The sequence below is a fragment of the Paenibacillus sp. A3 genome, from assembly GCF_001399685.1.
Taxonomy (GTDB): Bacteria; Bacillota; Bacilli; order Paenibacillales; family NBRC-103111; genus Paenibacillus_G.
In genome coordinates this window covers 1-15,011 of sequence record NZ_JTHN01000087.1, presented here as the reverse complement: position 1 = coordinate 15,011, position 15,011 = coordinate 1, and the positions used below count along the sequence as shown (strand labels likewise).

Here is a 15,011-nt window from a genome sequence, read left to right as displayed (position 1 = left end):
GGGGGGGAGGTGAAATGCACAATGAGTCAAATAGAGAAAACAAATGTTTACAATCGTGAAAGGAGCAAGACCCAAGTGAAATCTACTGTATTGAAAAAAACATCCCAAGCATTGGCTGCATTAATGATCGTCTCGATGCTGCTGCCTGTGCTTGCATTTGCCGGCATTGAATTTGATTTAAACGGCCTGAAATACGATAAGTACAGTAAAACTGTTTCTGGTTCCGTTTATGTGACTAAGGATACTTATAAAGAGAGCAGCAACGTAACCTTCGGAGTTTATTCCGATAGCGACCTTAAGAACGTACTAGATGCGACTTACAATGCAACGTTTAGAGAGACAACTGTTGATGGGGTTACATACTATAACTTCAACATCAATTTGTCTAGCTCTAACGTTCCGGACACTGTATATATGCAAACATACTACGGTGCCGGTTACGGAATTGGTAACGTGTACGATTTAGTTTATGTTCAAAACAGCGGTAAAGAACCTTACTATCCATCCAGCAACAGTTATGGTCCTGGTGGTGGTTTCGGTTCATTCATTAACAACGGAGTCATCGAAGTATCCGGTGATTCTGTAGATGCTTTCACCTTGCAAAGAGCTTTTGAAAACTCCAAAGAAGTTAAAATCAAAATCAAAGGTGAAAAGCTTGCCATGCCGGCTGACGTATTGGCAGAAGCGCTGAAAAAAGGTGCTATTTCTGTAACGATCATCAACGACAACGGTACTATCACTCTTCCGTTGGCTGCTTTGAAACTGGAAGCACTCGCGAAAGAACTGGGCGCTGAACTGAAAGAAACGAAAATCAATGTAACCATCGCAAAAGTAACCGGAACCGCAGATGAAGACGTAACAAAAGCAGTATATGCTGCTGGCGGTAACCCGATTGCAACGGCTGTTGACTTCAACGTAACAGCTTCCGGCAACAGCAAGTCTGTTAATGTTGATTTCGGTAACACGTATGTTTCCCGTACGTTGAATGTTAACAAAAACCTCGATGCTAAAAAAGCAACCGGCGCTCTTTACAACGAAACAACGAAGAAGCTGAGCTTTGTGCCTTCGACGTTTGAATCGAAAGACGGTCAAACCGTTGCTACGTTGCAACGTAACGGCAACAGCATCTACACGGTAATCGAAGCAAACAAATCGTTTGAAGATCTCGCTTCTCACTGGTCCAAAGCAGACGTTGAGCTGCTTGCTAACAAATTGGTGGTTGAAGGCGTATCCGACAAGCAATTCCAACCGGACCGCAACATCACTCGTGCAGAATTTGCAGCATTGGTTGTTCGTTCCTTGGGTCTGAACTCCGTAACGGCTAACACATATTTCACTGACATTAATTCTTCCGCTTGGTACGCTGGCGTAGTAGCAGCGGCTTCCCAAGCAGGTATCATCAATGGCTATGAAGACAACACGTTCCGTCCGGATGCACAAATCACTCGTGAAGAACTGGCTGCTATGATCATCCGTTCCCTGTCTTATGCAGGCGTAGCTTCCGATGTTTCCGAGTCGAACCAAGCTCAACTGCTTGCAAAATTCAAAGACTCTTCCAAAATCGTTTGGGCTAAGAAAGAAATTGCTGCTGCCGTAAATGCTGGCATCATCAATGGTCTGACTGACGACACCATCGGTTCTGCTGAGAAAGCAACTCGTTCGCAAGCAGCTACGATGCTGAAACGTTACCTCAAACTGGCTGACTTCATTGATTAATCTTTAATGCTTTAGGAGACCTGGTACCTTTGGTACCGGGTCTTTTATTTTTTGACCTTAACTAGTGTTATGCTTTACCAATCATATCAACGAAAAAGGGATGCTAGAGACACGAGCCCCTCCTTACAAGACCGTAAAATGCTTAATTAATCCCCAGGGCCTATTTTATGAGCAGGCCTTTAAAACAGCATTTCGCAAACCTCAGAGATTCTCTCCTTTATAGTATCGACACACCCAAACAAAAACCAAAACGGCAGCCATCCCAAAGGATGCTGCCGTTTCTATCCGGGCTAGGGTCGGATTAGAATCCGCCCATGCCGCCCATTCCACCCATGCCGCCCATGTCAGGCATAGCAGGTTTGTCTTTTTCCGGTTTGTCTGCGATAACCGCTTCGGTTGTCAGGAACATAGCTGCAACGGAAGCTGCGTTTTGCAGAGCGGAGCGAGTTACTTTCGCAGGGTCAACGATACCCGCTTCAATCATGTTCACCCATTCGCTGGTAGCGGCGTTGTAGCCAATGCCAACGGATTCTTTTTTCAGGCGCTCCACGATCACGGAGCCTTCTTGACCTGCGTTTGCTGCGATCGTGCGAACAGGCTCTTCCAGAGCGCGCAGAATGATGTTTACGCCTGTTTTCTCGTCGCCTTCAGCTTGCACAGCTTCTACAGCTGCGTAGACGTTCACGAGGGCCGTACCGCCGCCTGCTACGATACCTTCTTCTACTGCTGCGCGAGTAGCGTTCAGAGCGTCTTCGATGCGTAGTTTGCGCTCTTTCAGCTCGGTTTCGGTAGCTGCGCCGACTTTTACGACAGCTACGCCGCCAGCCAATTTCGCGAGGCGCTCTTGCAGTTTTTCTTTATCGAAATCGGAAGTGGTTTCTTCCAGTTGAGCACGGATTTGCGATACGCGCGTGCCGATGTCTTTTTTGTCGCCTGCGCCGTCAACGATGATCGTGTTTTCTTTCGTAACACGAATTTGACGAGCGGAACCGAGTTGGTCCGGAGTCGTGGATTTCAGCTCAAGACCGAGCTCTTCGGTGATCACTTGGCCGCCAGTCAGGGCAGCGATGTCGCCGAGCATAGCTTTGCGGCGGTCGCCGAAGCCAGGAGCTTTAACCGCTACGCAAGTGAACGTACCGCGCAGTCTGTTCACGACGAGAGTCGCCAGAGCTTCGCCTTCTACGTCTTCTGCGATGATCAGAAGCTGCTTGCCGGATTGAACGACTTTCTCCAGGACAGGCAGGATTTCTTGAATGTTAGTGATCTTTTTGTCCGTGATCAGGATGTACGGGTTATCCAGAACGGCTTCCATTTTGTCCGTGTCCGTGATCATGTACGGGGAGATGTAACCGCGGTCGAACTGCATGCCTTCAACCACTTCCAGCTCCGTTGCGAAACCTTTGGACTCTTCTACGGTGATTACGCCGTCTTTGCCCACTTTTTCCATAGCTTCTGCGATCAGTTGGCCTACTTCGTCGTCAGCAGCGGAGATTGCCGCTACTTGAGCGATGGATTGTTTGCCTTCGATCGTTTTGGAGATTTTCGCGAGCTCTTCTACAGCTGCACGAACAGCTTTGTCAATGCCTTTGCGGATAACCATCGGATTAGCGCCAGCCGTTACGTTTTTCAGACCTTCGCGGATGATCGCTTGAGCCAGAACCGTAGCCGTCGTCGTACCGTCACCGGCAACGTCGTTTGTTTTGGTCGCTACTTCTTTCACGAGTTGAGCGCCCATATTCTCGAAAGCATCTTCGAGCTCGATTTCTTTCGCGATCGTCACACCGTCATTGGTGATGAGCGGGCTGCCGAATTTTTTCTCCAGCACGACGTTGCGGCCTTTCGGTCCCAAGGTAACTTTTACGGCATTCGCAAGCGCGTCAACCCCGCGAAGCATCGCGCGGCGAGCGTCTTCACTGAACTTAATTTCTTTTGCCATGAATGAACCCTCCCGAGAATTAATCGTATATTTTTAACGGTTGTTCGAATATTTTTGTAAGTAAATAACCAAAAACTTAAGTATCGAATCGAGGCGTTGGTTCTTAAGCCAGAACGGCCAGAACGTCGCTCTCACGCATAATCAGCAGCTCGCGGCCTTCGAATTTTACTTCCGTACCGGCGTACTTGGAGAAAATCACGCGGTCGCCTTCTTTCAGCTCAAGCGCAACGCGCTCGCCGTCTTTGAGTGTACCGCTGCCTACAGCTACGACTTTGCCTTCTTGCGGCTTCTCTTTCGCCGTGTCAGGCAGTACGATACCGCTTGCGGTCGTTTCCTCCTTAGCGATGGCTTCAATGACTACGCGATCACCCAACGGTTTGATCATGAGAAAATAGCCTCCTTTTGATATTAGGGTAACGATGGTTTATCCTATTAGCACTCAAACGTCTTTAGTGCTAACAACAATTCTTATGATAACTATTTCCCAGCAATTTTGCAAGTGGTTTTACAACATTTTCACACCTCAATCATTGTCTCCAGACCTTTCCAAAATATACGACAAGCAGACAAACAAAAAAGCCTGTCATTCGACAGACTTTGCGGAGCTTTCCGCCTCCCAAGCTTGATCCTGCAGCAGCTGCTTCCGGTAGACGAGCGCCGACAAGTAGACGCTGAACTCGTACAGAACAATCATCGGCACAGCGACGATAATGGCGGACACAGCATCCGGCGGAGTGATCATCGTGGCGATCACAACGAGCGCCAAATACGCGTAACGGCGCAATTTGCGGAGAAGCAGCGGGTTGAGCAGGCGGATTTTGGTCAAAAACATCACAACAATCGGCAACTCAAAGACGAGCGCGATCGGGATCAATATATTGAACATGAACGAAAAGTATTGCGCGATGCCGAAGTTTTCTTTAAGCTCCATGCTCTGGCTGATCGCAGTAGTAAATAACAGCGCCATTTTAAACACGATAAAATAGCCGAACGCCAGACCGAGCAAAAACATAAGAAATGCAAAGGGAATGAAGATTAAAGAGGCTTTTTGCTCTACTTCACGGAGTCCCGGCTTCAAAAAAGCCCAAATCTGGTATAAAGCGAACGGAAGCGTGACCAGAAGGCCGGCAACCAAAGAAAAGCTCATATACATCTTAATTGCATCCCACGGAGAAAACACATACCAGTCCAGGTTTGCGATCGGAGAAACGCTTTTCAAATAATTAATTAACGGCTTGGCCACGAGCAGGCCGACCACCATGCCGACGATCAGGACAAGCAGCACCCAAATAATTCGTTTGCGCAGCTCCGCCAGATGCTCCACCAGCGTCATGCCTTCATCATGTTCCATAACGGTTCACCTTCCACACGGTCAAAATCGGGAGTACAAGGGGCTCCCTAATCCGGCAAACGACGCGAGTCTTGTTTTGCTTCCTGCTGTACAGCATGCGGCTGTGGCTGCTGCGCTGGCGCCGGCGGCGTAACGTCTTGACGCGACGGCTGAGCAGCATCCGTCTCCATCAGATCGCGGGCGCCTTGCTTGAACTCGCGCAGCGTCTTGCCTAGTGCCCGGCCGAGCTCCGGCAGCTTGTTAGGACCGAACAATAGTAGAGCAATGAGGCCGATGAGCAAAATTTCGCTGAATCCTATATTTCCGAGCATATCGATGATCCTCCTTCAGTGGAGATGTTGCCGGTATCAACTAACAGCCGTAAAGCCCGCCGTAACCGAGCTCGGTAATATCCGCCCGGGTAATCGTTTCTCCCGCGCAAATGCGCGGCAGCAGAACGTCAAACGACGTGTACGGGTCGTGCATGACGCAGCCGGGCAGCCCCATAATCGGAACGCTGTCCAGATAGCCCATCAAAAGCATGGAGCCGGGAAGCATCGGGGTGCCGTAGCTGACAACGGACGCTCCAGCTCGCTTGATGGCGCCGGGCGTCCGATCGTCCGGGTCTACGGACATGCCGCCGGTAACGAGAATAAGATCCGCGCGGTCTTCCTCCAGGAAGCGGCGGATTTCCTGTACGATCTTTTCACTGTCGTCCGGCGCAAACCGTTGCTCGATTACTTCCGAGCCGAGCGCCGCGAGCTTGCTGCGTACGACGGGACCGAACTTATCCTCAATCCGGCCCTTGAACACTTCGCTGCCGGTTGTGATCAGTCCTGCCCGCAGCGGGCGGAACGGCTTGACCTCTACCAGGGGCTGTCCCGTGGAAGCCGCGATGCGCTCAACGGCTGTAATGCGGTCTTCTTCTATAACAAGCGGAATGACGCGGGTCCCCATCAAGGAACGGCCGGGTTCCGCCACCGTATTCGTCTTCACGGTCGACATGATGACTTGATCCAGCGAATTGACCCGGTCGATCCGGTCTTTGTCGATCTTGACCAGACCATGGATCGCGGACTTGAGCGTGACTTTGCCTTCGTGCGGCTCGGTCAACGTGACGCCCGCTCCCTGCGCGGCCTTCGCCATCCGCAGAGCCGCTTCGTCTTCGTGCAGATAGCCCTGCTCCAGACGAAGCGTATAAATATGCTCTTTCCCGATGCTGAGCAGCGCCGGGATATCCTCCTCGCGGATCACGTGTCCTTTTTTAAACAGCCGGCCCTTGAACTTTCCGGGAATAATCTGGGTCAAGTCGTGCGCAAGCACCATGCCGACGGCTTGTTCCACAGGAACTTCTTCGAGCATCGAATCATGCTTCATCGCCGTGGTCTCCCTCGCGTCCGGTCAGAATGGCAAGAGCGTGCGGCAGTTGGTCGATAACGGCGGATAAATTTTCCGAAACCCCCTTGGGGCTGCCGGGCAAGTTCAGGATCAGCGTCTTGCCGCGAATCCCGGACACGGCCCGGGAGAGCATCGCACGCGGCGTCTTTTGCAGCGAATACATGCGCATCGCTTCGGCAAAGCCCGGAGCGTGACGGTCGATGACGCTCAAGGTCGCTTCCGGCGTGACATCCCGCGCCGCGAGACCTGTGCCTCCGGTTGTCAAAATGAGATCGGCCCGGAAATAATCCGTCATTTCGATCAACGCCGCCATAATTTCGTCTTTCTCGTCAGGCACGACACGGTATTCGATAATTTCGCCGTTCATTTCTTCTTCAATCAATTCCCGAATGACCTGTGCACTCGTGTCTTCCCGCTCTCCGCGCGAACCACGGTCGCTAGCGGTCAAGATAGCCACTTTCCAGCGCATACATCTGCTCCTCTCCCGGATTTCATTAAGTCTCTATGGGACTGCGTGAAAATCTCCGCTCTTACCGCCGGTTTTGCTCAGCAGCAGCGTCGGTCCGATCTGCATCGTTTTCTCCGCAGCCTTGCACATATCGTAGACCGTCAGCGCCGCGGCGGATACGGCCGTGAGCGCCTCCATCTCCACACCGGTCTGTCCCTTCGTGCGGACGGTCGCTTCGATGTATAATTGCCCTTCTCCGTTATCGCTAAACCGGACATCGACCCCGGTCAACGCAATCGGATGGCACATCGGAATCCAATCGGACGTTTTTTTGGCAGCCATGACCGCGGCAACCTGCGCGACGGCCAGCACATCCCCTTTGGCGATGCCTCCCTGCCGGATCAGCTCCAGCGTAGCCGGGAGCATCGTAACGGTCGTGCGGGCCGTCGCCGTACGGACGGTTTCCTGCTTGTCCGAAATGTCCACCATGCGCGCGCGGCCCTGCTCGTTCAGATGGGTAAGCGGAGACGGCTGCCGTTCCTCAGTCATGGATATCCGCTCCCTTCTCCGTCAAAATTCGGGTTTCCGTCACCAGCTCGTCGATCCGGAAATCGAACAGTCCCATCGGGACTTCCGGGATCAACTGCTCCTCATAAGCCGCTGCCAAAATATAAGGCTTCGGCAGACCGGTACGGACATACTGCTGCATAAAACGGTCGTAGAAGCCGCCGCCGTAGCCAAGCCGGCCCATATTGGCATCGAACGCCAGTCCCGGAACCAGCGCGACATCCACCTGCCGGATATCGAATAGCTGCTGCGCTTTGGCTATCGGCTCGCGGATTCCCCACGTTCCGCGCTCCAAGTCCGCGTACGAACGCACCTCGAACAGCTTCATCTGCTTGTAGGCAGGCACGACCTTCGGGACCACGACGCGCCAAGGACGATCCCAGCAGGCTTCCATGACCGGGGTCACGTCCACTTCGGTTTTGACCGGCATATAGGTAAGCAACGTCGGACGTCTTCTCATCGACGGCTCGGGACGAAGCAGCGCATCCAACCGCTCGATCAGCTTGTCGCTGATGATCTCGGACTTGCGCTTCCGCTCGTCCTCCGGGATGGCTGAACGAACCGCTTCGGCCTGGCGGCGAAGTTCGATTTTTTTCTCTTTAATATTCATGAAACGGCCTCATTTCATCGGGTCGATTCTGGATTAACAACATTCTAATAGGTGCCGTGCTCGATGGCAAATCCCTTTTGGGGCATTTTCTCCTAGTTTAACATAAATCGAAGCAAAATAACGAATTTCTACGATTTTACCCAAAAACTCGCCGCAAAATAAAAAATCTTCTTATCGAAGCCAGAGTGTTGAGAAAGTGGTCAAATAGCCAATAGAGGTGTACGAGGGGGTGGGGTATCTACTTCCGGTCGCTGCTCCGCCCCACAAAGTGAAGTTGAACCGGGGAAGCTTAGTCCGAGTACTTTGCGGGGACCCCGGGTCAGCGGGAAACTTTGATTGTAGCCGCTTAGCAGCGGGTATTTCCCGCAGACAAAGGCGAACGCTATCGCTCCTCCAGTAGATACCCCACCTCCGTTTTTATCTCTATTTTTGTAAAAATCCACTTTCTCAACAAGTTGACTTCTTATCGAAGCATTTTCGAGGAAAAAATATTCTGTTTTAGAGGAAGAGTAGGCTCAGCTCTGCTGAATACTTATACATTCTATACATAAATAAAAAAAGCCTGCCCGAAGGCAGACGTGTATGTAAAAGGGGAGTTTCGTAGATTAACGTGCCAATGAAAGATCCCCGCCGTATCATTTCTACTCTTGGGGAATTCCTTCCCCGGTTAACCGTTCCGGCGGAAACACTTGACGCACGGAGGCGATTATCAGTGTGGCTGCAACAGCCTTAATAGCGTCGCCCAGCAGATACGGGTAACAACCGGCAACCATCGCTTTGGAGAGCGACATGCCCGTCACATAGGCGAGCCAAGGCACTCCGCTTACATACAGCAGAAGCGAGCCGAACAGCTCGAGCACAAGAAACGCGGCAACGTATCCCCATAGGCCCCGAATACGTATCCGCGGCAGCAGCCAGCCGATCAGGAGCGCGGAGATTGGCCACATAAATACATACCCTCCGGTCGGCCCGAGCAGAACGCCCAATCCTCCGGTGCCGTGCAGCAGCGGAAATCCGATGGCCGTCAGCACCACGATCAGCGCCATACTCAAAAACCCGTACCGCGCGCCGAGCAGCCCGCCTGCCAGCATAACGGCCAGCGTCTGCAGGGTGATAGGCACGGGCGTAAAGCCTAGCGGAATGCTGATAAATCCAAAAAGTACGACGAGCGCAGCGAACAGCGCACTAAAAACAATGCCTCGAAGCGTAAGCTTCATATTGATGAATGCCTCCTTTTTTGGTATGGTTATGATGACACAATCGTCAACCAATAACTTTTTTTCAAGGTTAACAATTGAGGATTATAGCACACGGTTTTTAAAAACGAAAGGATTTTTTACCTATGTCTTCTTCCTTCTTCATAGCCTTGCAGGAAGCATCCGTGAAGTACCCGACCGGCTCGGGCGCCCATAAAGCATTATCCGACGTCACGCTGCTCATTGAATCCGGGGAGTGGGTAACCGTTGCAGGTCCGAATGGAAGCGGCAAAAGCACGCTGGCCGCCGTACTGCTTGGTACTTGCCGGCTTACGGCGGGGCGAATGGTCCGGAAAGAGCATATTGAGATCCGCGGCGTACTGCAGCATCCGGAAGCCCAGCATATTGGCGATACGCCGGCGGAAGAGCTTGCTTTCGCGTTGAACGACCGGCATTTAAACAAGGAGGAGCTAAGGCAGATTCAAAAGCAAGCGCTGCTGCGGGTCGGGCTCGAATTATCACCCGAAACGCCGTTGAACTCCTTGTCCGGGGGGCAAAAGCAACTCGTCAACATCGCCACGGCACTCGCAACCGCTCCCGATGTGCTGGTGCTGGACGAGCCGACCGCCATGCTCGATCCGGCCGCGAGAGAACAAGTGCTGCAGGTTGTCCGGCAAGCTCATCTTCAGGGAACGACCGTCGTATGGATTACGCACCGGCTGGAAGAAGCTGTCCATGCAAGCCGTATGGTCGCTTTTCAGAAAGGCGAGATAGCATTTGACGGAGCCCCGGAGACGTTCTTTTATGGAGAACTGGCTTTGGATTCGGCTTCAGAGACGCCATGTGAGCGAATCGGACTTGACCCTCCCTTCGTCGTGCAGACGGCGCTGCATTTAAAGAAAAAGGGACATGGTCTGCCTGACCGTCCCTTAAGCTACGATGATTTGGCGAAGGCGGTGAGCGGCCTATGCCTCTGACGATGCACAACGTAAGCGCAGCAGCATCGGACGACCCGAACCGCCGCTTGCTCAGCGACATCAATCTTACATTCGAAGACGGAACGGTCGCGCTGCTCGTCGGACGTACCGGCTCCGGCAAGTCCACGCTGCTTCACCTGCTGGCAGGCATGCGGCCGCCCTCGTCGGGCGACATTCGTCTGGATGACGAGCCGTTTTGGCGCCGCAACCGGGTCATCCAGCCGCTTCTCCGTCGGCTCGGCTTGACGTTCCAGTTTCCGGAGCAGCAACTGTTCGCGCGAAGCCTTCGGCAGGAGTTCGGCTATTCGCTGCGTCCGTATGGGCTTACGGCGATGGAAAAGGAACGCCGCATTCAATCCGCTTGCGAAGACCTCAGCCTCGGCGCCGCCGCGTTCGATCCGGATCGTTCTCCGTTCGCGCTAAGCGGAGGCCAGCGGCGCAGGCTTGCTCTAGCCACAACAATCGCTACCTCGCCCGACTGGCTCCTGATGGATGAGCCCACCGCGGGGCTTGAATCGGCGGCAGCCAAAGAGCTGCTCCGGTACGTGCAAGCCCGCAAAGCGGCCAAGGGCGGCATGATTATCGCCACCCATGATTTGGACTTGTTTCTTCCGCTGGCGGACCGCGTAATCGTGCTCGACCGCGGTACGATTGCAGCCGATGGGGCACCCGCCGCTCTATGCGGCAATCCCGAACCGTTCGTACAAGCGGGAGTCGGACTCCCCAGCTGCGTCCTGCTTTCGCATGCGCTGGCAAGGAACGGCATTGCCGTGATGGACAAAGGCAAGCTTTCGCCTGAAGATTTGGCCGATGCAATAGCAGAGCGGCTGAAGGAACAACGCAAAGTTGCAGTAAAATCTGCACCGTACGCAGAACATCCGGACGGCAAGCAGCAGATGGAACCCCTGTCAGATGAATCTGCGCTGCACGCGCCGCTTCCGCCGCAGAGTCAAGCGGCCGGCCTGTCCGAGGAAAGTGCGCATCCGCCTGCCGCGACCAAATCGCTCTGGTATCGGCTCGATCCGCGCACCAAGTGGCTGCTGTATCTTCTCATTGTCATAGGCACGATGCTGCAAAGCAGCTGGCTCGGACTTGCCTGCGCCGCATTGCCGATTGCCGCCACCTATATCGGACTGTCCCGCTCCGCGCTGCTCGGCGCGGTCAAACTCCTAAAACCGTTAGCATGGTTCATGCTGATCTCCGTCGGCTTGGCCGGGTTGGAGTGGACGGCAAACGGCAGCTTTCCCTTCGTCGGGTTTTCCCTTGAGCACTCGCTAGCTACCGGCTTGAACGTGTTTCGCCTGTTTCTGATCACACTCGCAAGCTACTGGTTTGCGGCTGCAACGCCTTACGGGCGTATGGTGCAGGGTCTTGCCTGGGGGCTCGGATATGCCAAACGGTTGAAGCTTCGAACGGATTCGTTTGCTTTGGCGGTGTCGCTCATGTTCAAATTTATCCCGTTGATCGTGCGTGAATGGCAGCGGTTCTCGGACATCGTTCGGGCAAGAGGCAAAGCGGCCATCCGGCCGGGAGCAGTACGGGGACGCGATATGCCGGCGTTGGTCGTCCCGCTCCTGCTGGCGCTGTTCCACCGGGCGGAGGAAATGACCTCCGCTCTGGAGATGAAAAAAATCGGCCGTCGAACCGCGCTCTTGGGCCATACCGAATCTCTTCGCCTGACCCGCGCCGACGGAATCGCCATCGTCACAGGCCTCCTGCTTCTTGGCGGGCTTGCCGCCTTGCGCGGCTGACCCAACAAAAATCCCCCTTCGTCTCACGTGAAGCTGGCAGCTTAACGTGAGCGGAGGGGGATTTCAGTTTCGTTCAACCGGGCAAATACGGGTCTGTGATCGGAAGCGCGGCTGTCTCTGACAAGCGCGGACCGCTCCGCCGGCAAATTGATAAAGATGTGGTCGATCCTGCCTCCATGAGCAATCGTCGGCAAGGAAGGCTTCGGCCTGACTTGCCTCAGTCCAAGTCCGCGGATGGTCTCCCGAAGCTCGGGACTGGAAGACGGGCTGTTAAAATCGCCGAGCAAAATCAGAGGCGTCTGCCCGACCCGCAGCGCAGCAAGCAGCTGCGGCCATTGGCGCCTTCGTCCTTCAGCTCGACGCTGAGATGCGTGGTCGCAACCGTCACGGTTCGGTCCGGCAAGCGCAGCTGGGCCGTCAGCAGCAGCCGCGGTTCGCGTCCACCGGTGAGCCGGTGAATCTGCGGCGCTTCGAGCGGATAGCGGCTCAGCAGTACGACGCCGTACCGCGACACACCGCGACAGAGCCACACGAGGCGGGACGGTGCGCCGCGTCCCGGGTTTGCCTCTTTTTGTACGGGTACCGGAAGCACGATGATCGCCTCCTCTCCACTCGGTTTGATCACGATTCGGAAGTATGCGTATAAAAGCATAAGACAAGCGGGCTGATTTTGTACATCGGGGAACGGATGGAAATCGAAATCGGCGGGCAAATATGCTAAACTGAGGGAGATTGTCGCCTTTTCAGGACTTTGATTTCAGGAGGCTTTATTCATTATGCTGCTTCAAGTTTCATCCATCACGAAAAGCTACGGCGTCAGCACCGTACTTTCCAATATATCACTTCAAATCGAGGCGCGGGAGCGCATCGGACTCGTCGGCGTCAACGGCGCAGGCAAATCGACGCTGCTTCAAATCATCGCGGGCGAGCTATCATACGATTCGGGAAGCATTTTTAAGGCAAAAGAGACGAAAATCGGCTATTTGAAACAAAACAGCGGACTAACGTCGGACCGCTCCATCTGGAACGAGCTTATGAGCGTATTCGACCGTTTGCTGGAAATGGAAGAGGAGCTGCGGCGGCTGGAAACGCGCATGTCCGATCCGGACGTGCTGGCCGACGAGAAAAAAACGGAGGAAACGATGCGCCGCTATGCCGAGCTGTCGGATGCGTTCCGCGAGCGCGGCGGCTACGAGATCGAAGCTCGAATCCGCGGAATCCTGAGCGGGATGGGCTTCGGACACATGGACCCGGCTACCCCGGTGCAAACGCTGAGCGGCGGGCAGAAGACGCGGCTAGCACTAGCCAAAATGCTGCTCGAAGCGCCGGACCTGCTGCTGTTGGACGAGCCGACGAACCATTTGGATATTGCGACGCTGACGTGGCTGGAGCAGTATTTGCGTTCGTATCCCGGAGCCATTCTGGTCGTCTCCCACGACCGTTATTTTCTCGATTCGCTTGTCGGCGCCATCTATGAGATCGAACGCACGACGTCGCGCCGGTACACCGGAAATTATTCGCGGTACATCGAGCTGAAAGCTGCGGATTACGAAGTGCAGCTTAAGCAATTCGAAAAACAGCAGGAAGAAATTTCGAAAATGGAAGACTTCATCCAGCGCAATCTGGTCCGGGCTTCCACGACCAAACGGGCGCAAAGCCGCCGCAAAGCGCTGGATAAAATGGATCGGCTCGACAAGCCGCTTGGCGAACTGAAGCGGGCCAATTTCTCGTTTGAGGTCGAAGCGCCTTCCGGCCGGGAAGTGCTCGACATACGAGGACTATCCATATCCTACGATCGGCAGCAGCCGCTGGTGCAAGGAATTACGTTCCAATTACGCCGCGGCGACACGGCGGCCTTGATCGGGCCGAACGGGATCGGCAAATCGACCCTGCTGAAGACGCTGATCGGGCAACACACACAGGACCGTGGCGCGTTCGATTGGGGAACGAACGTCAAGATCGGCTACTACGATCAGGAGCAAACGGGCCTGAACCCGAACCAAACCGTGCTGGAAGAAGTATGGAACGCCTTCCCTCATCTGGAGGAAGCGCGAATCCGCACGGTGCTCGGCAACTTTTTGTTCAGCGGCGAGGATGTGTTCAAGAAGGTCGGCTCGCTGAGCGGCGGGGAGAAGGCCAGGGTCGCGCTTGCGAAGCTGATGCTGCAAAAAGCGAACGTGCTCATTCTCGATGAGCCTACGAACCATTTGGATTTGTACAGCAAGGAAGTGCTCGAATCGGCTCTGATGGAGTACGAAGGCACCCTGCTTTTCATTTCCCACGACCGTTATTTCTTGAACAAAATGGCCGAGAACATGCTCGAAATGGACAAGGACGGAGTAACCGTTTATCTGGGCAATTACGACGATTATGTGGAAAAGAAGCTTGAGCTGGCCGAGATGCAGCAGCAACGGCTGGCGGAAGCGGCAAACCGCGGTGGCGCAGAAGCCGCCAAAGGCCGCGGACATGCGGAAGGCAGCGCGGCGAAAACGGCTGAACCCGGAGCCGGCAGCGATTACGAGGCCGGAAAGCAGGCGAAGCGCGAAGAGCGCACCCGCCTGCGCAAGCTGGAGCAATTGGAGCAGCAGATTGCGCAGCTGGAGGAAGCCATCGGCGGTTTGGAAGCCGAGCTGACCGACCCGGACGTGTATAACAACTACGTGCTCGTGCAAGAGAAGAACGCGGCGTTGGAAGCGAAGCGCGAACAGCTTGCGGAATGCTACGAGCAGTGGGAGCAGCTTGCGGAAATAATATAGTTATCTTGGAGGGCGCCTGTCGTTGCGATCAGGCGCCCTCCAGTTTTAACAGCAGCAGCGGCACGCTGCTGTAGACGATCATCGCCGCGGCGGCGACAATGCCGGAATCGTTCAAGGCGAGCGCGGCCAGCGCGCCGATGACGTTGGCGTAGCACCCGTGCATCAGGTACGGGTAGCGCTGCTCCCACAGGCGCAGCCGTCCTAAAGGGCGCAGCACCAGTACGGCCATCACGGCCAAGGCCGTAAGCAGCACTTTGCTCCAAGCGGAGACGCGGATCAGGTGAACGTTCATCGCCAGCTTGCGGGCGATGATCGCGCCGATCACG

At 54.4% G+C, this 15,011-nt stretch carries 14 protein-coding genes and 1 pseudogene; 4 read left to right on the top strand and 11 right to left on the bottom strand.

Annotated features, from left to right (window positions below):
• The first annotated feature begins 21 nt into the window (after positions 1–21).
• Complete coding sequence (locus QJ48_RS13480) at positions 22–1,716, top strand: S-layer homology domain-containing protein (RefSeq protein WP_054974093.1); 1,695 nt, start codon at positions 22–24, stop codon at positions 1,714–1,716.
• A gap of 301 nt (positions 1,717–2,017) precedes the next feature.
• Here QJ48_RS13480 and groL read toward each other — a convergent pair whose 3' ends face one another.
• From groL to QJ48_RS13435, 9 genes are all read right to left on the bottom strand, one after another.
• Positions 2,018–3,652: a chaperonin GroEL gene (gene groL, locus QJ48_RS13475; RefSeq protein WP_054974092.1), complete on the bottom strand. Its 1,635-nt coding sequence runs from the start codon at positions 3,650–3,652 to the stop codon at positions 2,018–2,020.
• 103 nt (positions 3,653–3,755) lie between these two features.
• A complete protein-coding gene (gene groES / locus QJ48_RS13470; protein WP_010494510.1) occupies positions 3,756–4,037 on the bottom strand; it encodes a co-chaperone GroES in 282 nt (93 codons plus the stop codon).
• A 198-nt stretch (positions 4,038–4,235) separates the two neighbouring features.
• Positions 4,236–5,003: a twin-arginine translocase subunit TatC gene (tatC, locus tag QJ48_RS13465; protein ID WP_054974091.1), complete on the bottom strand. Its 768-nt coding sequence runs from the start codon at positions 5,001–5,003 to the stop codon at positions 4,236–4,238.
• A 47-nt stretch (positions 5,004–5,050) separates the two neighbouring features.
• Positions 5,051–5,314 (bottom strand): twin-arginine translocase TatA/TatE family subunit, encoded by a 264-nt coding sequence (gene tatA, locus QJ48_RS13460; RefSeq protein WP_054974090.1) that lies wholly within the window; start codon positions 5,312–5,314, stop codon positions 5,051–5,053.
• 40 nt (positions 5,315–5,354) lie between these two features.
• Complete coding sequence (locus QJ48_RS13455) at positions 5,355–6,359, bottom strand: molybdopterin-binding protein (RefSeq protein WP_054974089.1); 1,005 nt, start codon at positions 6,357–6,359, stop codon at positions 5,355–5,357.
• Positions 6,349–6,849 carry a molybdopterin adenylyltransferase gene (mog, locus tag QJ48_RS13450; RefSeq protein WP_025851909.1) on the bottom strand — a complete coding sequence of 167 codons (501 nt, stop codon included), beginning with the start codon at positions 6,847–6,849 and terminating at the stop codon, positions 6,349–6,351. The genes QJ48_RS13455 and mog overlap by 11 nt, the downstream gene beginning before the upstream one ends.
• 33 nt (positions 6,850–6,882) lie before the next feature.
• Entirely contained in the window at positions 6,883–7,377 is a 495-nt protein-coding gene (moaC, locus tag QJ48_RS13445; RefSeq protein ID WP_054974088.1) for a cyclic pyranopterin monophosphate synthase MoaC, read from the bottom strand.
• Positions 7,370–8,005, bottom strand: a complete 636-nt coding sequence (locus QJ48_RS13440) for a 5-formyltetrahydrofolate cyclo-ligase (protein WP_054974087.1) — start codon at positions 8,003–8,005, stop codon at positions 7,370–7,372. Before QJ48_RS13440 ends, moaC begins: the two co-directional genes overlap by 8 nt.
• 641 nt (positions 8,006–8,646) lie before the next feature.
• Positions 8,647–9,222: a biotin transporter BioY gene (locus tag QJ48_RS13435; RefSeq protein WP_054974086.1), complete on the bottom strand. Its 576-nt coding sequence runs from the start codon at positions 9,220–9,222 to the stop codon at positions 8,647–8,649.
• A 125-nt stretch (positions 9,223–9,347) separates the two neighbouring features.
• On the opposite strand from QJ48_RS13435, the gene QJ48_RS13430 reads away from it, so the two are divergent.
• Both QJ48_RS13430 and QJ48_RS13425 read left to right on the top strand, forming a co-directional pair.
• Complete coding sequence (locus QJ48_RS13430) at positions 9,348–10,178, top strand: ATP-binding cassette domain-containing protein (RefSeq protein ID WP_054974085.1); 831 nt, start codon at positions 9,348–9,350, stop codon at positions 10,176–10,178.
• Positions 10,169–11,929, top strand: a complete 1,761-nt coding sequence (locus QJ48_RS13425; protein WP_054974084.1) for an ATP-binding cassette domain-containing protein — start codon at positions 10,169–10,171, stop codon at positions 11,927–11,929. Before QJ48_RS13430 ends, QJ48_RS13425 begins: the two co-directional genes overlap by 10 nt.
• A gap of 41 nt (positions 11,930–11,970) precedes the next feature.
• Here QJ48_RS13425 and QJ48_RS39490 read toward each other — a convergent pair whose 3' ends face one another.
• Entirely contained in the window at positions 11,971–12,459 is a 489-nt protein-coding gene (locus tag QJ48_RS39490) for an endonuclease/exonuclease/phosphatase family protein (protein ID WP_162238488.1), read from the bottom strand.
• Between the two features lie 246 nt (positions 12,460–12,705).
• Here QJ48_RS39490 and QJ48_RS13415 point away from each other — a divergent pair, with 246 nt between their 5' ends.
• Positions 12,706–14,685: an ABC-F family ATP-binding cassette domain-containing protein gene (locus QJ48_RS13415; RefSeq protein WP_054974082.1), complete on the top strand. Its 1,980-nt coding sequence runs from the start codon at positions 12,706–12,708 to the stop codon at positions 14,683–14,685.
• A gap of 28 nt (positions 14,686–14,713) precedes the next feature.
• Here QJ48_RS13415 and QJ48_RS37465 read toward each other — a convergent pair.
• A pseudogene (locus tag QJ48_RS37465) lies at positions 14,714–15,011 on the bottom strand (hypothetical protein); the annotation flags it as partial.